12 protein-coding genes are annotated in these 25,955 nt (G+C 63.7%); 1 reads left to right on the top strand and 11 read right to left on the bottom strand.

From position 1 onward, the window contains the following. Positions 1–3 precede the first annotated feature (3 nt). The 10 genes from fliL to ACPW75_RS03930 form a co-directional block, all read right to left on the bottom strand. Entirely contained in the window at positions 4–522 is a 519-nt protein-coding gene (gene fliL, locus ACPW75_RS03975) for a flagellar basal body-associated protein FliL (RefSeq protein ID WP_077096035.1), read from the bottom strand. 57 nt (positions 523–579) lie between these two features. Next, positions 580–2,607 carry a flagellar hook-length control protein FliK gene (locus tag ACPW75_RS03970; RefSeq protein ID WP_179101392.1) on the bottom strand — a complete coding sequence of 676 codons (2,028 nt, stop codon included), beginning with the start codon at positions 2,605–2,607 and terminating at the stop codon, positions 580–582. A 91-nt stretch (positions 2,608–2,698) separates the two neighbouring features. Then, on the bottom strand, positions 2,699–3,139 hold the full coding sequence (gene fliJ, locus ACPW75_RS03965) for a flagellar export protein FliJ (RefSeq protein ID WP_011705276.1): 441 nt from the start codon (positions 3,137–3,139) through the stop codon (positions 2,699–2,701). 26 nt (positions 3,140–3,165) lie between these two features. Further along, positions 3,166–4,497: a flagellar protein export ATPase FliI gene (gene fliI, locus ACPW75_RS03960; RefSeq protein ID WP_011705275.1), complete on the bottom strand. Its 1,332-nt coding sequence runs from the start codon at positions 4,495–4,497 to the stop codon at positions 3,166–3,168. 72 nt (positions 4,498–4,569) lie between these two features. Beyond that, the gene (gene fliH, locus ACPW75_RS03955) at positions 4,570–5,376 is read right to left on the bottom strand and encodes a flagellar assembly protein FliH (RefSeq protein WP_077096036.1); all 807 of its coding nucleotides are present in this window, start codon (positions 5,374–5,376) and stop codon (positions 4,570–4,572) included. A 64-nt stretch (positions 5,377–5,440) separates the two neighbouring features. Further along, entirely contained in the window at positions 5,441–6,502 is a 1,062-nt protein-coding gene (gene fliG / locus ACPW75_RS03950) for a flagellar motor switch protein FliG (RefSeq protein WP_011705273.1), read from the bottom strand. Next, positions 6,495–8,207, bottom strand: a complete 1,713-nt coding sequence (fliF, locus tag ACPW75_RS03945) for a flagellar basal-body MS-ring/collar protein FliF (protein WP_016350050.1) — start codon at positions 8,205–8,207, stop codon at positions 6,495–6,497. The genes fliG and fliF overlap by 8 nt, the downstream gene beginning before the upstream one ends. A 57-nt stretch (positions 8,208–8,264) precedes the next feature. Further along, entirely contained in the window at positions 8,265–8,582 is a 318-nt protein-coding gene (gene fliE, locus ACPW75_RS03940) for a flagellar hook-basal body complex protein FliE (RefSeq protein WP_029301485.1), read from the bottom strand. A gap of 202 nt (positions 8,583–8,784) precedes the next feature. Then, positions 8,785–9,561, bottom strand: coding sequence for a beta cell expansion factor BefA (gene befA / locus ACPW75_RS03935; RefSeq protein WP_077096037.1), 777 nt, complete (start codon positions 9,559–9,561; stop codon positions 8,785–8,787). Positions 9,562–9,789: 228 nt separating this feature from the next. Further along, positions 9,790–10,881 carry an HD domain-containing phosphohydrolase gene (locus ACPW75_RS03930; protein WP_179101393.1) on the bottom strand — a complete coding sequence of 364 codons (1,092 nt, stop codon included), beginning with the start codon at positions 10,879–10,881 and terminating at the stop codon, positions 9,790–9,792. 270 nt (positions 10,882–11,151) lie between these two features. Here ACPW75_RS03930 and rimO point away from each other — a divergent pair, with 270 nt between their 5' ends. Continuing rightward, positions 11,152–12,480: a 30S ribosomal protein S12 methylthiotransferase RimO gene (gene rimO / locus ACPW75_RS03925; RefSeq protein ID WP_011705268.1), complete on the top strand. Its 1,329-nt coding sequence runs from the start codon at positions 11,152–11,154 to the stop codon at positions 12,478–12,480. Positions 12,481–12,629: 149 nt separating this feature from the next. Here the strand turns inward: rimO and rtxA are convergent, their stop codons facing one another. Continuing rightward, positions 12,630–25,955: an MARTX multifunctional-autoprocessing repeats-in-toxin holotoxin RtxA gene (rtxA, locus tag ACPW75_RS03920; protein ID WP_077096039.1), complete on the bottom strand. Its 13,326-nt coding sequence runs from the start codon at positions 25,953–25,955 to the stop codon at positions 12,630–12,632.

The raw sequence follows: 25,955 nt of genomic DNA, 5'->3' as shown, positions 1-25,955 counted from the left end.
CCCTTATTGCATGACAAAGCCGGTAAACAGCACTTGTTCGATAACGGGGGAAGAGACCAGGTCATTGAGCACCCGACGGCACTCTTCCAGTGAATCCTTGCGCAGCTTCTCCTTGCCCTCGAAGGTCATCAGCTGCTCGCTGGTGGCCGCACTGAAGACCCGCAGCAGGGTGCCTTCAATGAGGGGGATATTCTGCTTGGCCAGCGTCTCGTCGGCGGTGCCGCGCACCATCAGCTGGATCTTGATCTGCACCAGCCGGTCACGCTGACCACCGGAGACGTTGAACACGAAGGGGCGCGGCATGCCCACGTAGAGCGAAGGCTGGGGTACCGCCTCCTTGGGCTTGGCATCTTTGCCTTCTCCCGCGGCCTCGGCCGCCGGTTTGTCGCCGCCGGACAGCATGAACCAGGCGCCAGCACCGCCACCGCCCAGCACAATCACGGCCAGGGCGATAATCATGATCAGCTTCTTTTTCTTGCCTGCCGCCGGGTCTTTCAGCGTCAGTTCGTTATCGTCTGCCATCCCTTGTCCACCCTAGTCTCAAACTTGTTCGATATCATAAACTTACTCGGGCTGGCATCAAGCATAGAAATCAATTCCGCTGTCGTTTGTCGATTCCGTCGACAAACGCATGCCAGCGCCCGTGACCTCTGCCTCAGTTTGGCCTGTTTCGGCAAAAGATCCGCTGCCTTTTTGGCCTTGCTGGCCCTGACCGGCAAATGCCGACTGGCCCTGTGACTGCTGCTGCGGCTGTTGTTGCACCAGGGTCTGGCCCAGCTGGATGCCCTGTCCGGCCAGCATATCACGCAGCCGGGGCATGGCCTGCTCCAGCATTTCCCGGGTCTGGCCGTGCTGCACCACGAAATGGACGTTGGCCTGGCTGTCTGCCCCCATCTGGATCTGGATCTTCATCTTGCCAAGGCCGAGGGGATCAAGCTGGATCTCCGCCTGCTGCAGCTTGTCCGCCAGCATCAGGTTGACCTTCTGATGCAACTGGGCCGGTGCCTCCGGATCGGCCAGCTTGAGGTGGGGCAGGTTGGCAGGCTCGCGCCGCGCAGCCGCTTCGGTGGCCGCCGGCCGGTTGTCATGACCCACCGCCTGGGGCTGGCTGTTCTGCTGGACCTGCTGGCTGCGGCTGCTCTCCGGGGTGGTGGTCGTCTCGCTGCTCTCCAGGGTGCCGCCACGAGTCAGCTCTGCCGCCTTCTGCTTCACGTCGACTTTCACCTCGCTGCGAGCCCTGGGGGCTTCGCTGCGCTCGGTGGCTTCCATCTGCTTGAGTCCGGCTGACAGGCTGGCCAGGGACGCTTGCGGGCCCTGCGGCTCGCTGCTGGCGAGCACCTGTTGCGGCGCCACCAGCACGGGTTCGCTGGCTGGGGCGGTGGCCGGAGCCGGTGCGCCGCTGCTGGCGGCAGGAGCAGGCTGGCCCTCGGCCTTGGCAGCCACCGGCTTGGACTGCCCATCCCCCTCGGCGGTGGTCTGCGTCGGCGCCTTGTCAGCAGCGGCGCTGCTCGAGCCGCCATCGGTGCGGGTCACCCCCTCTTCAAACGCTCTGGCGGCGCCGGGCTGAGTGGCCACGGCCTGGTGGGTGGCCTGCAGTGGAGCAGTTTTTACCGGCTCTTCCTTGCCCGCCATGGGCGGCACCACAGGCTTGGCCCCCTTGTCGGCGCCCTCCAGCTGGATCCTGGTGTCATTCTCACCCGGCTCGCTTAACGCGGCGGTGGGCACCTTGCTCAACAAGGCCGCCCGCTCGGCGGCGGAAAGCTCGTTTTTGCTCCCCTTGGTCTCTTTGCCATTCTTATCGGTAGGTTGGTCGGCATTGGCGCCGGCACCGCTCTCCTTGCCGCTTCCCTCTTTTCCGGTTTCCTGCAACTGAGCCGTCAGGGCAGCGTCACCCGTCGTGACAGCATTCGGCTGCGCGGCTTTCGCATCAACCGGCACACTGGTTTCGCCCGTGAGCAAGCTGGCAGCCTGGCGGGCCAGCGCGGCGGCACTGGTCGTCGCTACTTGTTTATCGCCGCTGCCAGCCAGCGGCTGGGTGAGGGTGGCCGATGCCTCGGTCGACTCGGCGTCCGCGTCGTTGTGCGGCAACATCTTGCCGTCCGTCTCGACGACGGGAGCGGTGGCGACCAGATTGATGGCCGGCGGGGCGACCAGGGAGGTGTCCTGTTTGAGGGCATCCTGCAGACGCTGCAAGAAATCGTTGGGGACGAGAGCGGGGTCGGGCTCGCTCCCCTTCTGTGGTTTGTCGTCGGCGTTACCGGCCTCTTCGGCCTCATTCGCCAAAGATTTGGCAGCCTCGCTCTTGGCGGTCGGCACCGGCTTGTTGCTGTCCGCTGCACCAACATTCCCCTGCTCGGCGCCGGGCCGCGCCGGAGCCTTGCTATCAGCATTGGGGGCCTTGCCACCAGCGTTGGCAACCTTGCCGTCGGCTTTGACATTGATCTTGTCAGCCTGCTGCACCCGGTTCATCACCTCGGAAAAGCCGACCTTGCCGTCGCTCTGCAGGGCCCCTTCACCGCCATCCTGGCTCGCCGTCAGCACAGCGCTCTTGTCGGCAGCGGCAGCGGTCGGCGCGGCGGGAGAATTGGTTAACAGTGTCTGCATCATGGTGAAGATTCCTGGCGACATTCGGCTTCGGATTTATCCTCAGCTCCCCGGGGGAAGTGAGGCGCACACGGGATGGCAAGAAGAAAGCAAGTTACAGGCCAGAATGGTGGAAACGGCGCAGCATGGCGTACTCGTCCAGCATCTTCTGCTCCTGGCGCTGGGCTTTCTGCTGCTCGCGTCCCGCTTGCTTGGCCAGCAGCAACTCCACCGCCTTGCGCCGCTGCTGGGCGGCCAGCCACTCCTCGCGGCGCAGCTCCAGCGCCTGGCGTACCTGCAGCACCCCTTCGTACTGCTGGGTAGCCGCCTGCTCGAGCTTGTTGATGAAGGCGTGATACTGGCTGTTCTGCTGAGCACCGATGCCCTGCAGGCCGCGGTCGGTCCACTGCTGGTGGTAGATCTGGCGGTACTGGTTGAGCGCGTCCTGCTGCTCCATGAAGATTTTCAGATCCTGCTGGGCCTTGGCCAACGCCAGCGCCGCCTGCTGTTCGGCCTCCACCAGCCGCTCCGACAACATTACCAAGCCTTTACTCATGGGCACGCCTCCCTCTTATCTTCTCGTCAACGCATCAGCGGCATGGCCACCAACTGCAGGGCCTGCAGGCCCGCATCGTAATGAATGACCTCGCGCATGCCTTGCTGCAAGAACTGATCCAGATAGGGTTTCTGGATGATGGCGCGGTCAATGCGGGGGTCGGAGCCCTGGCTGTAGGCACCGATGGTGATGAGGTCACGGTTCTGTTGGTAGAGGGAGTAGAACTGCTTGAGGGTGCGCGCCAGCTCCATGTGTTCCGGCGAGGTCACCATGGGCATCACCCGGCTGATGGATTTTTCGATGTCGATGGCCGGGTAGTGGCCCGCATCGGCCAGCTCCCGCGACAGCACTATGTGGCCGTCGAGGATGGCCCGCGCCGCGTCGGCGATGGGATCCTGCAGATCGTCCCCTTCCGTCAGCACGGTGAAGAATGCCGTGATCGAGCCCTGGCCGTCGCTGCCGTTGCCGGCCCGCTCCACCAGTGCCGGCAATTTGGCGAACACTGAGGGCGGATAGCCCTTGGTGGCCGGTGGCTCGCCCACCGCCAGGGCGATCTCGCGCTGGGCCTGGGCGTAACGGGTGAGCGAGTCCATCAGCAGCAACACGTTGAGCCCCTGATCGCGGAAATACTCGGCGATGGCCAGCGCCGTCTCACACCCCTTGAGCCGCATCAGCGGCGAGGCATCGGCCGGCGCCGCCACCACCACGGAGCGGGCACGCCCCTCCTCCCCCAGGATCTCCTCGATAAACTCCTTCACCTCGCGGCCCCGTTCGCCGATGAGCCCGACCACCACCACGTCGGCCACCGAGCCACGGGTCATCATGCCGAGCAGCACGGATTTGCCGACGCCGGAGCCGGCGAACAGCCCCATCCGCTGGCCCTGCCCCACGGTCAGCACGGCGTTGATGGCGCGCACCCCCACGTCCATCGGTTGATGGATCGGGCGGCGGGAGAGCGGGTTGATGCGGTGCTGGGCAAACTGCACCGTCTGGGAAGAGAGGATGGGGCCGAGCCCGTCCAGCGGCTGGCCGATGCCGTCGATGACCCGCCCCAGCAGGTTCATGCCGACCGGGATGCCGTGCTCCTCGGTGATGGGCACCACCCGGGCACCCGGAATGACCCCCTTGAGCTGCTCGCTCGGCATCAGAAACAGCCGATCGCCGGAGAAGCCGACCACTTCGGCCTCCAGCGAGCCGTCCTGGGTATCGATGCGACAGAGCGCTCCGATGGCGGCGCGGCAGCCGATGGCTTCGAGGGTCAGCCCCACCACCCGGGTCAGCTTGCCGGCCACCGGCGGTTTGGGGGCGATATCGCGAACCCGATACCCTTGCAACCGATTGAGTAACGAGCCGCTCATCCGGCCTCCTGAGATATGATGTTGAATGGGTAGAGAACGCAGACAGGCCGCACCCTGGCGGCCCGCACGCCCTTAGCCGCGGACATCCTGCGATGCATTGTCGCGCAGGAAGTTGCGCAGCAGCTGATCGATGCGCCCCGCGAGGGTCAGATCGATGCTGGAGAGTTCGGTGGCCAGTTGCAGATCGCCGGGGGAGAGGGTGGGATCGCTTTGCAGCCGCCAGTGGCGCTTGGCGCACTCCTCGGCGCCGAACGCCTGCTCGACCCGGGCCAGATCGTCCGGGTGCAGCATCAGAGTGACCCCCAGTTCGGCGGCCGGCAACAGCGCCAGCCCCTGCTTGAGCGCTTCGAGCAACAGCCGGGGCGAGGTTTCAGCCTCGTGACGGATGAGCGCGCGGGCCAACTGCATCACCAGAGCGATGAGCTGCTGCTCCACCGCGCCGTCCAGCTCCTTGAGCGGGTTGGCGAGGCGATCGATGAGCCCCTGCCAGTGGCTCATCTGCTGATCCACCAGCTCGCGGCCGAGGGCCAGCCCCTCCTCCTTGCCCTGCTCCAGCCCGGCGGCATGGCCCTGCTGCAGACCTTCCAGCTTGCCCTCTTCGAGCCCCTTGGCATAACCGGCTTCACGCCCCTCGGCCATTCCCTCTTCCCAGGCGGCCTGGCGAATTGCTTCAAGCTCCTCGGCAGTGATGCTGGGGGCCGGCTCCTCCACCGGTTCTTCGACCGGGGCCTCTTCTTCCTGCCGATACCAGTCCGGCGTCAGCCCGAGGGCATTGGTCTCGACTTCGGCCTCGACCTCCATCTCGGGCCAGCCCCAGGTCTGGACCTGGCTCTCATCCCCGTCGGGTCTGACATAACCGCGCAGCTTGTTGTTGTTCATCTGTCTGCCGCACTCCTCGCCATAACGCTGCCCGCTCTGCTATTCACGCCGACGTGACCGCTCATCAGAGGAACTCCTCGCCGCCACCGGCACCCAGCATGATCTCGCCGGCATCCGCCAGACGGCGGGCGATGGAGAGGATCTCCTTCTGGGCCGCTTCCACTTCGGAGACCCGGATCGGCCCCATGGCCTCCAGATCGTCCGCCAGCATCTCGGCGGCCCGTTTGGACATGTTCTTGAATACCTTCTCGCGCATCTGATCGTCGGAGCCCTTGAGCGCCCGTTGCAACAGATCGCCCGGCACTTCCCGCAGCATGGTCTGGATGCCGCGATCGTCCACATCGATGAGGTTTTCGAACACGAACATCAAATCCTGGATCTGCTGGCTCATCTCTTCGTCCGACTCGCGGATGGAGTCCATCAGCTGTCCTTCGATGTTGGTGTCGAGGTAGTTCATGATGTTGGCTGCCGCCTTCAGGCCGCCCATCTTGGCTGCCTGGGCACCCGCCGCACCGGCGAACTGTTTCTCCATGATGTCGTTGAGCTCTTGCAGCGCCGCCGGTTGCACCTCTTCCAGGTTGGCAATACGCATCACCAGATCGAGACGCACCTGTTCCGGGAACTGGCTCAGGATCTCGGCCGACTGTTCCGGCTCCAGATACGAAAGGACGATGGTCTGGATCTGCGGGTGTTCGTTCTGGATGATGCTGGCCACCTGGCGGGCATCCATCCACTTGAGCGAGTCGAGGCCGCGGGCACCTGAACCCAGGATGATCTGGTCCACCAGGTTGCTGGCCTTGTCTTCGCCAAGGGCCGCCACCAGCGCCTTGCGCACGAAGTCTTCGCTGCCGATACCGATGTTGGTGTACTTCTGGATGTCGTCGATGAATTGACGGTGGACCGCCGCCACCCGGTCGTGACTGAAATCCGACATGGAGGCCATCGACATGCCGAGCCGCTGCACCTGCTTGGGCTCGAGATGGCGGAAGATCTGGGCGGCATCCTCTTCGTTGAGGCTCAGCATCAATACCGCCGCCATCTCCATCCCGCTCATCTGATCCAGGATCTGGCGCTGACTGTCGGTGATGTCATTGCCGGTGACCTGTGTCTTGTTTTCGTCAGCCATCTTTGTTCGCTACCCATTCTTTAATGACCTGTGCGGCCAGATCCGGTTCGTTCGCCACCAGCGCACGTACCGCCTTGAGCAAGTCCTCGTCACGGTGCAGATCCGGCAGTTTCAGATGGCCATCACGTACCCCGAACACCGGCTCGGATTCAGCCTGAGCCGCCAGCAGGCTGAGCTCGTCATCCCCACCCAAGACGGTGTGGTTGTCGAAGTCCAGTTCCCCTTCCGGCTTGGCATCCGGATAGAGCAGGCGCTTGAGCATGGGCCGCACCACGGTGACGATCAACACTATGATGACCAGCACGGAGGCGGCGATGCGCACCGCACGCCAGAACCAGGGCTGCTCGTAGAGCGGCGCTTCGGCCACGCTCTCGAGCTCGGGCCGGTTGAACGGGATGGCGACCACCTCCAGAGTATCACCACGGGTCACATCAAAGCCAAGGCCACCGCTCAGCAGACGGCGCAGGGTATCGAGTTCGGGCTGGGTACGAGGCTCGCGGGTCACCTTGCCATCGGCAGCGGTAGACGCCTTGTAATCCACCGCCACCGAGACGGTCATGCGGCGAATGCCACCCATCTGGCGCCGGATATGGCTGACGGTGGTATCCAGTTCGAAGTTGCGGGTCGCCTCCTTGCGGGAGCGGCCGGAAGAGGAGGCGGTCGTTTCGGCATTGGGGCCGGTCGCCTGCTGCGGAATGTTGGAGGCGGCAGGCGGCTGGTTGGAGAGGGCGCCGGGCACGCCGCCGTTGCTGCCGTTGGCGCTGTTCTCTTCCATGGTCATTTCGGAGCGCACCGCCGGCAAGTCCGGGTTGTAGGTCTTGCGGGTCTGCTCCTGCTGGGAGAAGTCGAGGGAGAGATCGACCTCCGCCGTATAATTGTCGGCGCCGAGCACCGGGATCAGGATGGCGTCAATTTTTTGTTTGTATTCCAGCTCCTGCTTCTGCTGCATCGCAAACTCCTTGCGAGTCTGGGCAGAGACGGGATCCTGGGAGCCGGAGTTGAGCAGGCGGCCGTTCTGGTCGGTCACGGTGACGCGGGTCGGCTCCAGACCGTGCACCGCGGAGGCGACCATGTCGACGATGGAGTCCACTTCCCCCTGGCCGAGGGCATTGCCCTTGAGGCTCAGCACCACGGTCGCGCTGGGTTTGCGTTCGTTGCGGGCAAACACGTTGTCTTTGGGGATGGCCAGCAGCACCTGGGCCTTGGCCACGTTCTGGAACTGCTCGATGGCGCTGGCCAGCTGACGCTCGCGGCTCAGCTTGAGGCGCTCGCTCTCCATGCGCTGGCTGACACCGAAGCTGGAATCTTTGAGCAGGATGTCTTCCCCGTCACTGGTGGTGTCGGTGGCGTTGGCCAGGCCGGCACGGGTCAGCGCCAGCCGGATGCTGGAGTAGTTCTCGGCACTGACCAGCACGCTCTTGCCATCCACCTGATAGGGGATCTTCTGCTGATCGAGGTAGTCGAGGGTCTTGACCAGCTCCTGGGTGGTGTAGGTGCCAAGGGGCCGCATGTCCGGCTCCTTGCCCCACAGCAGGATGAAAACGGCGATCGCCAGACAGATGGCCAACCCCAGGATCAGGGTGATCTGACGCAGCACATCCGTGTTGGACAGAAAGCCGAGTGCTGAACTCTTCTGCTCATTCTCATCGAGGGCGGCACTGCCCTCATCGTTCATCAGCAGTTCGCCGTTTTGGTCATTAGCCACGATTTATGTCCTTATTGCTGACATGTTCATGATGTTCAGTTGCCATGGTGAGCGCGCTTATACCGGCATATTCATGATGGTCTTGTAGGCATCAACCATCTTGTTGCGTACCTGCACCGTCGCCTCGAAGGCGATGGAGGATTTCTGCCCGGCGATCATCACCTCGGACAAGTCAACCGAGTTGTCGCCCATGTCGAAACGGGTACGCAGATCGTTGGCGGCCCCCTGCAACTCGTTGACGTTGCCAAGGGCCTGTTGCAGCAACTGGCCAAAGTCGGACGTGACCTGGCGGCCGGGCTGGGTCAGCGGCGTGGCGCCGGCTTCGACCTTGAGAGCCTGCATCTCTTGCATCAGGCTGCTTGCACTAATTTCCATATTCCATCCCCAGACAAATCATTGACGCTGTCAGGGTGTAAGCAATTAGGGTGCCAACAAGTAGAAAACCACCAGGCAAGCGGGATGAGAGGGGGCAAGCAGCCCGTAACAGGCGATGCGAGGGCAGATTATTTGCGAAGTAGCAGGCCTTCCCGTCAGCCAGCAAGATGCGGGCCGACGGAAAAGGCCGGAAAGCGGGTGACTAGCGGGTCAGATCCTTGTCCACCCAGTACTTGGAGCCAGAGATGTTGGCATCGAGCAGCAAGCCTTTCTCGCCGATCTGGTAGATGGCCATGCCGCCGTTGTACTTGGCGCTGAACTCGGCGCTCTCCTTGCCCGCCACGGCCCCCATCTCGGAGGTGGCCTCCCAGCCTTGGCTCACGAAGGCATCGAACCTGGCCTTGTCTTCAAACAGGATCACCTGCTGGTAGAACTTGCCACCGAGCCCGGCCGCGAGCCCGGCACCGAACATCTTCATGTAGGTGTGCTTGCCGCTGGTGCGGTTGACCGCCACCCCGGCCCCCTGGTTGGTGTGCAGCATCAGGGAGAACTTGCGCGAGTCGAACACCGCATAGCCATAAGCCTTGTCAAACAACAGCTTGGCCGAGGGTTGCTGGTTGAACAGCCGCACCAGGGCGGTGTCGGCCATGGTATCGAGGGCAAGCCGCGCCTCGTCGGCCGTCTTGGGCTCGAGCATCTCGTCGAGCTTCTTGTCGGCCACCGTGAGCCACTCCTTGCCGGTGGCCACGCTCTTGTCGGTCCAGGCGCCGGCGGTGTTGAACGCCTCCGAGCCCCACTGGGAAACCGATGCCCAGGTCGCCTTGGAGAAGTCGGTAACGCTCTGCCACGCCTCCTTGCTGGTGTCGCTCACCGCGCTGCCGAGCTCGCTCGCGGCCGCCTTCACCTTGGCCCAGTCAGCCAGGCTGGGGGCCGACGCCAGCGCCATGGTCGTTGCTATCACCAGGAATCGAATCTTCATGCTGTGCTCCACCCTTTGTGATGAGTTGATGGTCACAGTAGCAGATCTGGCCTAAGCCGGATAAGCCCAAGGGCACGAGGCGGGTCAATCAGTGACGCTCGTCATGATGGGCTCCATCCCATTGACGGCCTCGACGGGGCAAAGCCCGCCGCAGCTCTCACTCTATCTCGGGCAGAGTCGCAACAGGGCAAAACGAGGCAGCGCAAGCCATGACACCAGGCCCGCAGCCTAGCTGGCGGCGGGCTCTCGGTATTGCTGATGGATGGCGCGAAACGCCTCCTTGTTGCACAGCGCCGCGGCGACGCAGGCGGGGTCGAACTGGCTGCCGGCGTGGGTTTCGAGGTAGGCAAAGGCCGCTTCGAACGTCCAGGCCTGCTTGTAGGGCCGCTCGCTGGTGAGTGCATCGAACACGTCGGCCACCGCGACGATGCGTGCCTCCAGCGGGATCGCCTCCCCCGCCAATCCTTCCGGATAACCCTGTCCATCGAAGCGCTCGTGGTGGTAGGCGATGATGTTCTTGAGCATGTCGGTGTGATGGATGCCGTCGAGGCCAAACTCGCTGATCATCAGGGCGATCATCTCCCGCCCCTTGAGCGGGTGGATCTTCATCACCCCGTACTCCTCTGGCGTCAGTTTGCCGGGTTTGAGCAAGATGGCGTCGGGCACCGCAATCTTGCCGATGTCGTGCAGCTCGGAGAAGAGATAGATGAACTCCACCTCTTCGTCGTTCAAGGGATAACGGGTGGCCACGGCGCGGGCGATGAGCCGTGAATAGGCCGACATCCGGTGCAGGTGATTGGCAGTCTCTTCATCCCGGTAGCGGCTGAACTCCCGCGCCGTGGTAAGCGCGCCGCTCAGGGTCTGAATCGAGAAAAACTCCACCGCGATGATGGCCGCCAGGATCTGGGCGTATGCCGCCAGTTCACCGCGGATGGCGGGGTCGAAGTAACCAGGCTCCCTGGCATCGCAAAACAGAAAACCGAACAGCTTGCTGTTGAACAACAGCGGCTCGGTGTAGCTGGATTCATAACCGGCCGCCAGCAGCTTGCGGCTGTGCTCGGAGGGGGAGCCCAGCAGCGAATCCAGCGTGTCGAGCACGCGGGGCTGTTTATGTTCGGCCAGATAGCGCAGGGAGGGGACGTCGCTCAGCTTGACCTCGTACTGCACCAGCGGGGAACTTCCCTCGGTGCTGTGGGCGAAGGTCTTGAGCCTGTCCGTGTGCTGGTCATAAATCGCGATGGCAACCCGGCTCAACTTGTCAAACCGCTGCCTGAGCGTGGCGTGCACGTTCTGCATTCTCTCGCCAAATGAGCTATCCATCCCGTCCTTCCTTCCAGTCTGCCTGCAGGGAGTATAGTGACACCCGTCTTCCCGCTCTCGCAAAATTGAGTTGAAACTCAACAGCCAGCGAACTGACGGGGCAAGGGTGCCGCCATCGGCCCGTATCGGCTCAAAACGGGCCGGCCTTGGCACAATCCTGCCTCGCCGGAGATATTGTTCGATTCCGCCGTGCCGGCTGTATAGTTTTTGGTTAGCCATTCCGGTAAAATCCGCGCCCTAAAACTAGAGCCACCTAAGAGTGATTGAGCGATGTCCAACACAAAACAGGCCCCCAAAGTAGGATTCGTCTCCTTGGGTTGCCCCAAAAATCTGGTCGATTCCGAGCGCATCCTGACCCAGCTGCGTACCGAAGGGTACGACGTGGTGCCCAGCTATGACGATGCGGAAGTGGTGGTGGTCAACACCTGCGGCTTCATCGACAGCGCGGTACAGGAGTCCCTGGAAGCCATCGGCGAGGCCCTGGCCGAGAACGGCAAGGTGATCGTCACCGGCTGCCTCGGTGCCAAAGAGAACCAGATCCGCGAGATCCACCCCAAGGTGCTCGAGATCACCGGCCCCCACGCCTATGAAGAGGTGCTGGGCCACGTGCACAAGTACGTCGAGAAGCCGACCCACAACCCCTTCACCAGCCTGGTGCCGGCTCAGGGCGTCAAGCTGACCCCCCGCCACTACGCCTATCTGAAGATTTCCGAAGGCTGCAACCACCGCTGCACCTTCTGCATCATCCCCTCCATGCGCGGGGATCTGGTGAGCCGTCCCATCGGCGAAGTGCTGGCCGAGGCCAAGCGTCTGAAAGAGGCCGGCGTGAAAGAGATCCTGGTGATCTCCCAGGACACCTCCGCCTACGGCGTGGACGTCAAGCACCGCACCGGTTTCTACGACGGCATGCCGGTCAAGACCAGCATGGTGGCCCTGTGCGAAGAGCTGGCCAAGCTCGGCATGTGGGTGCGCCTGCACTACGTCTACCCGTACCCGCACGTGGATGACGTCATCCCGCTGATGCGCGACGGCAAGGTACTGCCCTACCTCGACATCCCGTTGCAACACGCCAGCCCGCGCATCCTCAAGCTGATGAAGCGCCCGGGCACCGTCGAGCGCACCCTGGAGCGGATCCAGAAGTGGCGCGAGATCTGCCCCGAGATCACCCTGCGTTCCACCTTCATCGTCGGCTTCCCCGGCGAAACCGAAGAAGAGTTCCAGATGCTGCTGGACTTCATCGACAAGGCGGAGCTGGATCGGGTCGGCTGCTTCAAATACAGCCCGGTCGAAGGCGCCAAGGCCAACGAGCTGCCGGATCCGGTGCCGGAAGAAGTGCAGGAAGAGCGCTTCCAGCGCTTCATGGAGCTGCAGCAGCAGGTCTCCATCCGCAAGCTGGCCCGCAAGGTCGGCAAGGAGATGCTGGTACTGATCGACGAGGTGGACGAAGAGGGCGCCACTGGCCGCTCCGCCGCCGATGCCCCCGAAATCGACGGCCTGGTCTACCTGAACGGTGAAACCGGCCTCAAGCCCGGCGACATGGTCAAGGTCCGCATCGATGAAGCGGACGAGTACGACCTGTGGGCCAGTCTCATCGACTGATCCCCGACAAGCGCCAACAAAAAAGCCAGTCAGTGACCCTGACTGGCTTTTTTGTTGGTGCCTGCGCCGCCCGCTTCGGGTGCGACAGGCATAAAAAAAACCTGCTCCGAAGAGCAGGTTTTTACCTAACGGGATGGGAGTCAGGTCGCTCAGGCGACCCGGCCCTTGCCCTGGATCACATCACCCCAGGCCGACTGCACCAGGCTGTTGGCCTGGCTGTCGAGCCGGTTGAGCAGGCCCATGTCGCCCGCTTCGGGGGCGAAGCTGCTCATGGCCTGGATCAGCTTGTCCACCGCCTGATGGGAGAGCGCGCTGTAGCTGCGCTCGCCGTCAGCCTGCTGCTCGCCAAGCCCGATCACCAGCTGGGCCCGGTTGTCGGCGAAGTAGTTGCTGAAGGTGGCACTGCCCAGCTGCTCGAACTTGCCCTGCTCGCTGGTGCCGTCGGTGTGACGGTTGACCAGCAATTGCAGATCGTAGCCGCTGCGCTTGAACCAGAGATCCCGCCAGCTGACGTCGTTGAAGACGATGAAGTCCTCCTTACCGATGTCCTGCACCAGGTTCTCTATCACGGCGCCACTGAACACGAAGCTGTCGACGCCGGTGCCACCGCTGAACTGGTTCTGGTAACCGCCCAGCACCAGCAGGTCATCGCCGGCGCCGCCATCGAGCTGGCTGAACTTGGCGACCTGATCGGAGATCAACCGATCCTGGCCGTCACCACCCAGAATGGTGGCGTGATAGCCCATCAGCTTGACCTGGTTGTTGCCATGTTCGGCCAGCAGGCGGTTGTGATTGCCAAACACCATGGCAAAGTCGTCGCCCTCACCGAGCCGGATCTGGTTGTGATGACCTTTGGTCACCGTGAAATCCTGATCCGCGCCGGCATCGATCTGGTTGTAGTTGCCGGAGGTCACCAGATAATCCTGGCCGGCGCCCCCTTCCACTATGCCCTCTTCTCCGAAGATGAAGGCCTGATCGTTGCCCTCCCCCATGAAGGCACGGTTGACACGACCGGCCAGCACGGCGACATCGTCACCCTGCCCGCCGAACATCATGTTCTCCCGACCCATCATGATCCCGGTGTCCTGACCGGCACCGCCGGTGAAGATGTTGGAGGTCCCGGTGGCGTAGAAGACATCGTCTCCGCGGCCACCCCAGAAGTTGTTGTTGTCGCCGAGGTAGGCCCCCAGATCCTTGCCGTCTCCCCCCCAGTTGAAGTTGTAGTTGCCAAGGGAGACATGCATGTCGCCATCCCCCTGCAGGTGACCACTGTTGCGCAGGAAGTCGAAGGTCTGCTCCTTCATGTTGAGCAGGTCCGCCGTCAGGTTCTGCTTGAGGTTGCTGGCCAGCGCCACCACCTCCGCCTGCTTGTCCCGGTTGAACAGGGTGGCAAACAGGTTGGGCAGACTCAGCGCATTGAAGCCGAAGGCACGCTCCTCGGTGGCGGCCGGCAGCGCCGCCGGCTTGGCGTCGTTACCCTGCTGCACCGTCAAGGCAGCGGACTTGGCCTCCTCGGGAGCCTCGTCCTGCAGGCCGTGGCTGCGGGCAAAGCTGCTGAGGGCATCCTCCCCCAGATCCAGCCCGGCCTTGAGCTGCTCGACCCACTTGGCCGGATCGGTCAGGCTCTTGAGCTGATCGCCACCAAACTCGGCGATGACACCCAGCATCTCCTGCAACATAGCCGGCGCATCGATGGCCGCCCCATCGCGGGCCACCAGCTCACCACGAGCGTTGTAATCCACGCCGAAGATGTCCGCCAGCGTGGTATCGGCGCCCACCCCTGCCAGGCGACCCAGCAACCGGTTCTGCAGCTGACGCGGCAGATCGGTCGGGGTGAAGGTAAAGGTGGTTTTCGCCTGCCCGCTGGCGGTGAACTCCTGGGTCATCAGCCCGAACAGGGAACCCAAGTTGGTGTCCAGGATCGCCTGGATATTGTCACCGAACACGAAGTTCCAGTTGCCCGTGGTGACCTGGATATCGGCCCCCTGACCGGCCACGGCAAAGTTGAAGACCAGCTTCTCGTTGGCCTGGCGCAGCTTGTCCGCTCGGCTCAACGGTCCCTGTTCGCCCTGGCCGCCGCCCGAGATCCGCTTGTTGAACTCCTTGTTGAGGGTTGCCTCCAGATCGCTCTTGAGCCCGCGGCTGCTGCGCTCATGGTCGCTGTCCAGACGCGTGAGCGAGCCGTACTCGACGCTGCTGGTCTGATCCAGACCGGCCATGTCGGCCACGAACTTGTTGGCACCAGCCAGGGTCCACTGATCCCACTGGCTGGCCACCCAATCCGGCTTGGCACCGTCACCGGCGATCTGCTGGAGGGCGCCGGCAATGCGGGCCGCCCCGCCAAACGGGTTGACCAGCGGCGGAGTGGGGATGGATTTTTCCAGCATCACGATGAGATCGTTGCTGCGCCCCAGGTTGAAGCTGACGTTGCGTTGCCCCACGAACAGCTGGGCCCCTTCCAGCGCCCGGTAGCCGGCGATGTCGACGCTGTGTTTGCTGTCGCCATCCCCGATGTGCACCATGACGTTGTTGTCACCGAAGGCCAGCGACTTCATGCCGCCCGTGCCCACTTTGACCCCCAGGTTGGTGGTCCCCCAGTTGAGGGCGGTAAACTCGCCATCCCCCACGTTGACCTGGATGTTGCCCGAGTAGCTGACCGCATTGTCGGCCTGGCTCGAGGCCGTTTCCGGCTGACGTTGTTTGTTGGGTGCGACGAAGGTCTCGTCATTGTCGGCGATAGTGCCACGGACGCGACTCTCGCCGTCACCCTCGCCCACCTTGGCCAGCACGATATCCCCTTCAGCCACACCGCCGCGCACCAGTTCGTTGTGCACCACAGGTTCGCCAGCGTCATCCAGGGTCAGCACCACCTTGTTGGCAGCCACCTTGCGGGCCCAGACATCGGCCTCATCGCGGGTATGCTTGCGCCCGCCCTGATCGACCGCCACTTCACTGCTGCGGGCCGAGACCTGGGTACGGATCCCTTCGCCATCCAGCGCCTGGATGAAGCGGCGGGCAAAGCCGGTCTGCAGGTCGTCGCTCACCAGGGAGCAACCTACCAGACTGATGTGGCTCGGCTTGGTGGTCACGCCAGCCTCTTGCTGCAGGCGATCGCCCAGGCGGCGCAGATGCCCGGCCAGCTCGTCGGCGCTGTAGCCGCTGAGACGGCTGTTGTTCTGCCCGTCCGCATCGCGGCCATGCCCCACCACCTGCCAGCGGATATTGCCGGCCAGTTGCGCAGGGTCGCCATACACCACCCGATAGTTGCCATCCGCATCCAGCTGTACCACCAGACTGCGGTCGGGGTGCTTGCCGGCCAGGCTGGCCGCGGCCTTGGCGGCCACCAGATCATCTTCGGTCTGGATGATGATCTGGCTGGTGAAGCGGGTCTCACCCCCTTCACTGCCCGGCGCCACCTCAGGTCGCTGCCACTGCTCGACCCGCTGGTTGCGAACCGGCTGATCCGCGCCATCCAGCGCCGCCGGCGTGCGGCTCAACAAGCCGCCAACAATCTGCTCGGCGTACTGACCCATCAGGCGGTTGCTGGCCAGATGGCCATAGAAGGTCTGTTCACCGCTGACCTGATAACCGGCCACCGCCAGCTTGGCCCGCAGTTTTTCTCCTTCACTGCCGAGCCCCTCGTTGTCGGTCAGCAACATGATGGGCGTGCTCTTGGGCAGGCCGTCGAGGTTTTTCTCCACCGAGAAACGGCCGTTGATCGCCTTGGCGATCGCCCCCACCAGACCACCCGGGTTGGGCAGCTCGTTGGCCGTGATAGCCTTGCTCATGCTGGGCATGGGGCGATCGAGCAGCAGCCCGCCCACCGGCTTGCCCTGCTCGGCGGCATAACGGGCCAGATCGGCGGCAATGGGGCCGCCCATGGAGTAGCCGTGGATCAGGATCTTGCCAGGCGCCACCCCACGCTCTTCCACCAGATAGCGGAACATGGTGCGGGCATCCTGGTAGACCCCCTGCTCGCTGGGTCCACCATCGCTGGTCCCATAACCACGCAAGTTGACCGCCAGCATGTCGACACCCTGCTTCTGATAGTGGCTGCGAACCGCATCGGCCTGCTCCTCGGCGGAAGAACCCGAACCGTGCAGGAACAGCACCACCTCGGGCTTGCCATCCTGCGGCGTCCCTGGCCGCTCGGCCCCCTTGTGCAGGTAACCAGACAGACGGCCGGCATCCCCTTGCAGGGTCACCTGCTCGGCCTCGCCCTTGCTCACCGCATGGTCGAGCAGTTGGCGGGTGATGTCGCCCACCTGGCGCCGCTCATCGCGGGTACCGTAGAGGTTGTCATTGAGGAAGCGGGTCAGCGGATTGAGTGGCTGCTTGTCCAGCGGGGCCGAACCATCGTTCGCCACGGAGACGGGTTTGCCGGAGCCTGCTGGCAGCTCGCCATCGGCAAGCGTATCGCCCTTGCGTGGCGTGCCAAGAGCGACCAGCTCATCGAGCTGCGCCGTATAGGCATGCTGCTGATAGAACTCGAGAGTACGGCCGAAGGCACCATCGAGTGCAGCCTGTACCGACGCCTTGCTGTCTTCGCCAGCCAGATCGACCAGATCCCGGTAGTTGGCGGTATAGCTTTCCAGCACCTGCTTGCGCGCATCCCCGCTCTCCTGCAGCGCCCGATAGACCGCCAGACTCTCGTTCACCGAGTGACCACCATCGAATACCAGGAAGGCAAGGGTGTTGAGGTAAGCCTGGCTTGGGGAGTAAGCAGGATCTTTGGCCGCCAGATAGTTGTTCAGGTGGACCATGATGTTGGTCGAGCCGGAAGCGCCTGTCACCACGGACAGCCCCTTGTCCAGCGCATTGCGCTCAAAGGTGGTCTCCTTGCCCGGTGTCAGGATGCGGCCATCCGCCACGCTGCGCCCGTTCAGGAAATCCTCGTACTTGTCACCACCGGGCTGGTAGTGCAGACCGGTGCCATAGTCGCTGGTGGTACGGCCAGGCAGGTCGACCTGCAACAGACCGTCCTTGGCCGAAGCAACCTCGGTACTGGTCGAGCGCGCCTTGGTGATGACGCTGCCGTAGAAGCGATCGCCCTCTCTCTTCCAGTTGGCCGTGTCCATCCCGAGCTCGGGGTGGGTGGCCATCTTCACCGCCAGGAAGGGGACCTTGATGACATCGAAACCGTTGTCGACCCGGGTCATCATCTGCTTGAAGTTGGCAAAGGTAGGCTCGGCCAGGAACTCGGTCAGACTGGGCACCCGGCTGAACCAGGGGCGGGTGTCTTTCTTGATGGCCTCGGCGAATGCCGCCATTTTCTTGTCGATGCGCTGGGTGCGGGTGGCCTCATCCAGTTGCAGTGTCTGGATCCAGTCATCAAACTCCTTCACCAGCTTGGATCCCAGCTGTGCCGAGGTATCGAGCGCGGCCTGCGATGGGGCCGTCACCAGCCCATGAGCGATCTCCGAATCGAAACGACGGCCAAACAGGTTGTCGATGTACTGGCCGGTCGCCTTGCTGCGCTGGGCATCTGCCAGCAGGGATTGGGCCAGCACCTGCAACTGCGGATAATCCCCCAACGTCTTGCTGGCAGTTTCAAACAGGGCGATGGTGCGCGGCCCCCGCACGTCGCCCGACAGCCAGAGGGACTTGATCTCTGCGGCCAGCTGACGGGTTTGCGGCGTGTCGAACTGGCTCAGATGGTGCGCAAATGCGATCAGACTGTCATGCTCGGTGCGCGGCGCCTGTCGCTCGGCGCGGGAGTTGGTCTCGGTCAGCGACCGGATGCCAAGCTCGCTCACCTTGGCGATGTCGGTGGCGCTGAGCTCGCCCACGGCACCGATAATCCGGCCGATGCCATCGAACACCAGTTGATCTTCAAAACGGGCGGCATGCTCCGGCGGCAAGGCCAGTCCGTACACGCCAGCGCTCTTGGCTCGGGAGGCAAACGTGTGGCTCAGCAAGGATGCCGCTTCGAAACGCAGCGCCTTCACTTGCTCGCCGCGTCGGGCAAACTCTTTCGGGTCACGCGTCTGCCACTGGGTCAGGCTCTGTTCCAGCAGCCCCAGATTCGCCTCCGATGGTTGCTGTTGCACCCGTACCACGGCCTCACGCACCGCCTTGAGGCGCTCGCTTGGCAGATCGATGGAGAGCTTGCCAAGCTGGCGACGGGTGGAGTCAATGAAGCCATTGTCTCCGCTCTTGAGCAGCTGGAAGGCAAAACCGGCGGTCTCGGGAACGGCGACGGCCGGTCCTCGCACCGGGTGGTCCAGCGGGGCCGTATCGGCATTCGCCACGCCCGGGCTCTGGTCTCCCGGTTTGTGGCCGCCCAGGGCCTGCAGTCCGCTCGTCACCTCTGCTTGATGCTCGGCGGTGAGCTGGCTCCATGCCTCGGCATGGTTGGCCATCACCCACTCGGCCTTGTGGTTGGCAGAGGCCACCTTCTTGGCATTCTTGACCGGTGGCAGCCCCTGGCGCTCCCGATAGGCCTGATACCAGCTGTCGAAGTCCGCGCTCTGTTCGACCAGATTGTTGACTGCCGCCACTATGGTGCGACGACTGACCGGGTCGAACTGGTCGAGGGTCTTCACCTCCACCCTGGCGGTCGATTCCGACTTCGGCACAAACTGGCTCAGCTCGTTCGGTACCTGGCGGAACTCGAACAGGATGGCCAGCTCGGGGTGCTTGCTGTCCCCCGTGGTCGCATTGTTGATGCCATGCCCGGCCACCTCGCCACCAAACTTGAAGTAGTCATAGATGTTCTGTGCCAGCGCCGGCGAATAGGCCGACTTGAGGGTCGCCAGGATCTGCTCGGACACCAGCTTGCGGTCATGGGCACTGAGCAGGGCCAACATGGCCACCGGCTTGGTTCTTGGCAAGATTTCCCAGGCATTCTTGACCTTGGGATCGGTCAACCCCTGGGCGTTGGGCGTGATCCCCTCGGCCAGCGGATCCCAGTCATTGATGTGAATGCCGTATTCCCGGGCCAGATCGGCCGTCTTGCCATAAATGGAAGTGAGGTAGGCAAACACATTCTGTGCGGTGGCCGCATCTTCCCACTGCACATTGGCCGTGTTGGACAGCAACAGCTCCTTCAGCTCGGGGTGATACCAGGGAGCGGACTCCAGCAGCCGGATCTCCTGGGAAGAGCCGCTACCAAACGCCTTGGCGCTGACTGCCACGGTTGCCTGCTGGCCGCTCGGCGTCATGCCGATAGTCTGCCCCTGACCGTCACGGGCGGCGCCATTGCCGGCAGCGATCACGTGGTTGGCATTGGAGATGACCAGGGTGAAACGGCCATCCTCGCTCACGAGATCGGACAGTCTGGTATGATTGGTCTGGCTGATGTGCTGGGTGAACTCTCTGGCAAGCCAGAGCATGGCCTCCTTGCGTGCTTCCACCGCCTGCTGATCCTGCATCTCGCTTGGATAGGTCACCAGCTCGATGGTATGGGTCTGCCACTGGTTGATCCCTTTGACATCGCTGATCCCGGCGGGATTGGTGTACCCCCCCTGGTTCATGTCCTTGGTCAGCATGAACAGCGGGTTGCCTGCTGCATCGTGCACATAGCCAAACTTCTGTGCCGAGTTCTTCGGCAACGCCACCACCAGCCCAGTCAGCTCGTTCTCGATGCCGATGGAAGAGCCGTCGAAGTGGCTGCTGAACTCAGGCACGGCCTTGCTGCCCGTGCGGGGGCCATGCAGACCGGTGAGATCCACGGCCGCCTTGGCCAGTACCTCATGCTGCTGCACCGGTTTGGTCGCCGTGGCTGTCGCCTGCGCCTCCTGCTGCACCTCGGTCGGTGTTGGGGTCGGCGTTGGAGTCGGGGCTATCGGTCGTGCCACTGGTTGACGGGAACCGGCATTGACCTGCAGCCGGTTGACCGCCGCCAGCGCTCCGTCGAGGGCGGACTGCTCCTGCTCGCTCAGTCCGGTGGCGGTGTCGATGGCCGAAGGCGGAACCTCATCAGGAGCCGACAAGGTACCGACAGCGGGCACATCCAGCTCGCCGGTCTGCAACAGGGGCTGCCCGGCTGCCGTCGACGGGTCGGACTGAACGCCCTGGCGGGTCGGCTTGTCGCCGCTTTGCTTGAGGCTCGCCGCATTCTGTTTGGCCTGGTTGGCCTGCAAGCCGGCCTGACTGGCCGCCTGCTCGCCGGCGAGCTGTGCCTGGCTGGCACTCGCTTCGCCCTGCTGCTGCCGCGATGTCGCCTCTCCCTGGCGAGCCAGCGCGTCGAGACGGCGCTGTTCTGCCTGCGCAGCCCTGTGCTGGCCCGCCGCCTCGGCGTCACCCTGCAGCTGTTCGCTGCGCTGCTGACCCGTTTTGGACTTGGCCAGCGCGCTGTCTAGCTGCTGGTGCTGCGCCTCATGGCGAGATCTGGCCTCTGCGATCGCCGTGCCGGCCGTGTTGCCGGCATCGTCCAGATCTTCCTGGACCGTGCTCAGCAGGCGGTCGGCAAAGCCGGTGCGCCAGTGCTGGCCGGACGGCTCGCTCGCCGCGTCGGATGCTCTGACCTGCTCGAAGCGGCGCGCCAGCGTATCGAGCTGCGCCGTCATGTCGCGAGATTCTGCCTCGATGGCGGCACGCTGATCCTGGCCATTTTGCGCCAGCTTCTGCTGATCGGTGGCCTCCAGCTGGGCCTGGGTGCCGGCAATGGCGGCCAGCTGCTGCCCCTTCTCCTGCTCCAGCCGCTGCTTGTCGGCCTCGGCACTCGCCTGATCCCCTCTCGCCCGGGCCGCGTTGTCGTCTTGCGCCAGCTGGGCGCTGACTTGGCCGATCTCGGCCTTACCAGAGGCGGTGGCCACCACGTTGTCGAGCAGGTAGCCAAGGCCGTTGCTCTCACCGATACCGCGGAACGCCAGGGTGTTGCGACCCTCGCGGGCCATCAGCGTCAGCGCCTTGCTCTGCCAGCTGCTGGCGTCACCTTCACTGGCAAACACCCGCTCGCCGTTCCACAGCACCTCGATGCCGTGTTGCAGGGAAATATTCGCCCGGCGGGCAAAATCAAATGTCAGGTTGACGGTCTCGCCCGCCTTGAGGCCGGCAAGATCCTGGGAAATCTGGGTATTGCGGTCAGTCGACAGTTCACTGACCCGGGCACCGTGCCCGTCGGCAGCCAGCCCGTAGGTGGCGGCGGAAAAATCGGCTTCAATGCCGGCGCTGGCATGCTGCCAACCGTGGGCGCCCCGCTCGAAATCGCCGTTGACGATGAGGTTCTCACCCCCTCGGGCCAATCCCTGCTCATCGAGCTGCAGCGCCCTGTCCATGGCCTGCTCGTCGCGCTCGCCGGCCTGGCTTACCTTGCCGGTCAGACTGCCGGCCAGGGAAGATTTCACCTCGCCAATCTCGTCCAGCCCAAAGCCGCTGAGTCCCTGCACCTCGCACAGGCTGGCCGCTTGCGGGGCCTTGAGCGGGCCCTCTTCGTCCCCCTGCACCAGATAGTTGATGGCCTGGTTGCCCGCGCTGCCGAGCAGGGTCTGCTTGATGTTGTCAAACAGGGTGCCGAGCTTGTTGCTGCTGGTGTTGCTGCTGGCGATGGCCAGGCTGTAGAAATCGCCGTTGCCGATCTTGATGGCCACGTTGTGACGGGCATAGGCCGCCGTGATGTCCAGCCCGTCGCCGATCTGGACGTTGGCATTGCCCTTGCCCTTCATGACCGCGACGTTGAGGCCGTCTCCCACCTTGGTGTTGAGGTTGTAGTCACCCCACGCCAGGTTGATGGAGGTGCCATCGCCCACCTTGACGTTGTTGTTGAACTTGCCATAGGCGGCCGTCACGCTCAGACCGTCCCCTACCGTGGTGGTCTGGTTGATCTCCCCCTTGGCGAGGGTGACCTGGATGCCGTCCCCCACCCGGGTGACGATGTTGGCCTTGCCGAGCAGCGCCTGATAACCATCGCCCTCCCCGACCTGAGTCACTATGTTCGCATCGCCCTTGGCCAGCACGACCTGACGGCCATCCCCCACCTTGGTGATGACGTTGGCCTTGCCCCAGGCGCCGGTGTAGCCGTCGCCGTTGCCGACCTGGGTGACCAGGTTGGCCTCCCCTTGCAGCACGGCCACTTCCCGGCCATCCCCCACCTTGGTCAGCACGTTGGCGCGGCCCTTGGCGAAGCTGTAACGATCGCCGTTGCCGACCTGGGTCAGCAGATTGACGTCGCCCCAGGCGCCCTGTACTACCAGCCCGTCACCCACCTTGGTGATGAGGTTGGCGCGCCCCTTGGCCAGACCGATGGTGCTGCCGGCCCCGACGTGGGTCATCACGTTGCCCACCTCGGAGATGAGCAGACCCACCGTGGTGCCGTCACCGATCTTGGTCAGCAGGTTGCCCTTGCCCCACAGCACGCCGGCAGTGGTGCCATTACCCACGTGGGTCAGCACGTTGGCATCGGCCTTGGCGATGGCGCCGAGGAAGTCATCCCCCACCTTGGTGATGATGTTTGCCTTGCCCAGCGCCAGCACACCGGTCAGACCGCTGCCGACATGGGTCACTATGTTGGCCTTGCCGAACAGGGCTGCCAGCGTGGTGCCGTTGCCCACCTTGGTCATCACGTTCAGCTCGCCGGCAAACAACCCCAGGCTGGTGCCGTTGCCGATGTGGCTGTAGACGTTGGCCTTGCCGATCATCAGCGCGGCTGTCAGGCCATCCCCCACCTTGGTGAACAGGTTGGCCTGCCCCAGCATGGCGGCGAAGGTCTCGCCAGCACCGACGTGGGTGAAGACGTTGGCATTGCCCACCATGGCGGCCAGCGTCATGCCATTGCCCACCTTGGTCGCCAGGTTGCCCTGGGCCAGCATCAGCGCCACGGTCAGGCCGTCACCGATATGGGTGAAGACGTTGGCCTTGGCCACCATCAGCGCCAGTGCATTGCCATCGCCGACCTTGGTGAAGACGTTGGCCACCCCGCCCATCAGGGCCCAGGCATCGCCTTGGCCTATCTGGGTAAACAGGTTGCCGGCGCCGATCATGGCGGCAATCGCCGTGCCGTCGCCCACCTTGGTAAACAGGTTGCCGGCGGCCCCCATCACGCCCAGGGTGTCGCCGTTGCCGACATGGGTCAGCACGTTGGCGCCCCCCAGCATCACCGCAGAGAGATCGCCATCGCCGACCCGGGTCAGCACGTTGGCAGCCCCCAGCAGCAGCGCCTGGGTATCCCCCTGACCAATCTGGGTCAACACGTTGGCGCCGCCCCCCAGAATGGCCTGCACCTTGCCGTTGCCCTTCTTGGTCAGCACGTTGGCACCGCCCAGCAACACGGCGCGGGTATCGGCAGCCTCATCACCCTGGGTGATGTGAGTCAGCACGTTGGCGCCGCCCAGCAGACCGGCCGTCAGTTGGCCCGCACCGAACTTGGTCAGCACGTTGGCGCCGCCCACCGACAGAGCATCGAGCCGGCCGTTGCCGACCTGGGTCAGCAGGTTGAAACCACCCCCCGCCAGCCACAGGCCCTGGCCATCGCCCAGCTGGGTATGGGTGTTGTAACCGCCCAGCATGACCACCTGGCTGTCGCCACGGCCCTGCTGCACCGAGATGTTGCCATAGGCCAGCAGACGAGCCAGGTACTCGCCGTCACCGCTGCGCACCAGCACGTTGGCCGCACCGGCCGCATAGACATCCATTCGCCCCTGGGCACCCTGATGAACCAGCACGTTGGCCAGGCCCGCCCCACGGAACACCAGATCGCCGCGCTGACCGCGCTTGATCAGCACGTTGGCCGCACCGGCACCGTTGAAGTGGATGTTGCCTTCGGTCACATCGGACTCGATGACGTTGCCGCCACCGGCGCCGTCAAAGAAGATGTCGCCCTTGCTCTTGCCGCCACTTTGCTGGCGGGGCAGCAACAGCTGGCTGGAGAACTCGCGGGTGGCCGGCAGTCGATCCGACACGGCCGTGACGGTATCGAGCTGATAGCGCACCTCGCTCAGGGAGTACGCCCCTGTCCCCATGGAGGTGAAGCCGGTACGCTCCGAAATGACCTGATTGGCCAGCCCCGCCAGGTGGTTGCCCTCCTTGTACCAGGCCTTGGCGAGGTACTTGAGCGCCCCGGTCTCCCGATCATTGGCCAGCTCCACCACCACTATCTTGGTGTAGGGACCAAGCTGCTTGGCAAACACATAGGTATTGGCCTGTACCCGGGATTTCACCGCGTTCACGTCAACCTTGGTGCCATCCCGATAAACGGCGTAGCCGCTCATCTTGGCGCTGGAGAGCGTCACGTCGGCAGCCGACACGTTCACCCCGCCACCGTAGTTGATCCAGCTGTTCTCGGTCAGATCCGCTTCCACCGCCTCCAGCTTGATGCGCTGACGTCGTTCGAACACCAGATCGCTCAGCCGATAGGCGCCGTCGGTTTGCGTCGAGACGAAGCCGTTGCCCGCATCAATTTGACGACCGGCCAAGCCATCGAGGTGGTTTCCCTCCTTGTACCAGGAGGTGGCGTGATAGCGCAGGGCACCATTCGCGCTATCGTTGGAGAGCTCTACCCGGTTGATCTTGGTGTACATGCCGTCAAAGAAGGCAAACAGGTAGGTATTGGGCTGCAGGCTGGACTTGATGGCCGTGACGGCCTGGGACTGGTTGATCCAGCTGCCGCCCATGGTGGCGGTGGTCAATGCGATCTCGTCGGCACGGGCGCCGGCGAAGGGGGAGCTGTCGCTGTCCGAGCCCTTGCGGGAGAGATGGTTGTAACCCCCCGCCCCCTTGAAGTGGATGTTGCCCTCGGCCACGTCCGACAGCAGCCGGTTGTAGCCGCCAGCCCCGTTGAAGCGGATGTCGCCACGGGTCTGCAGGTACTCATCCTGCTCGTTGCGCAAACGGGAGAGCTCGTTCCAGCCGCCGGCCCCGTTGAAGCTGATATCCCCCTCGCGCCCCTTGCGAAACACCTTGTTGTAGGCACCGGCGCCGTTCAGGGTGACGTTGCCGGACTCCACCTGGGAGCTGATGATGTTGGCCGCACCGGCCCCCGAGAAGTGGATGTTGCCCTGCGAGCCCTGATACTGGCTGTGCCAGGTGCGGTCCAGCTTGTTGGCCGCCCCGGCGCCGCTGTAGCTCAGATCGCCGCGGTCGGTCTGGTGCCAGAGCTTGTTGTAGCCGCCGGCCCCCTCGAAGCTGACGTTGCCGCTGATCCCCTTGCGGGTCAGGAAGTTGGCCAGCGCGGCCCCCTGATAGCGGATGTCGCCGTCGCGCCCCTGATGATCGATGTTGGTGGCGCCGCTGGCGCCGGCGAAATGGACATTGCCGGACTGGGACTTGCTGATGTCGGCATAGCCCGCCGCCCCCTTGACGGTCAGGTTGCCGGAGTCGTCAACCACCTTGAGGTAGGCGGCACCGCCATAGACGCTGTCGTTGCCCGTACCGGTGTAGACGGTGGCGCCGATGGAACCGACCCTGATGGTGTCGTCACCACCATAGGCATGGATGACGCCACCGAGGCCATAGGCATCGATATCGTTGTTTCCGTCATCTGCCGTGTAATTACCGGTAAAGAAGTACTCAATACTTCTCCATACACTCTTTCCCAT

Origin of the sequence: Aeromonas sp. FL131, from assembly GCF_049860615.1 — a bacterium.
Taxonomy (GTDB): domain Bacteria; phylum Pseudomonadota; class Gammaproteobacteria; order Enterobacterales; family Aeromonadaceae; genus Aeromonas; species Aeromonas hydrophila.
Note: the sequence above shows the minus strand (reverse complement) of the source record. Positions and strands in the feature narration are given on the sequence as shown.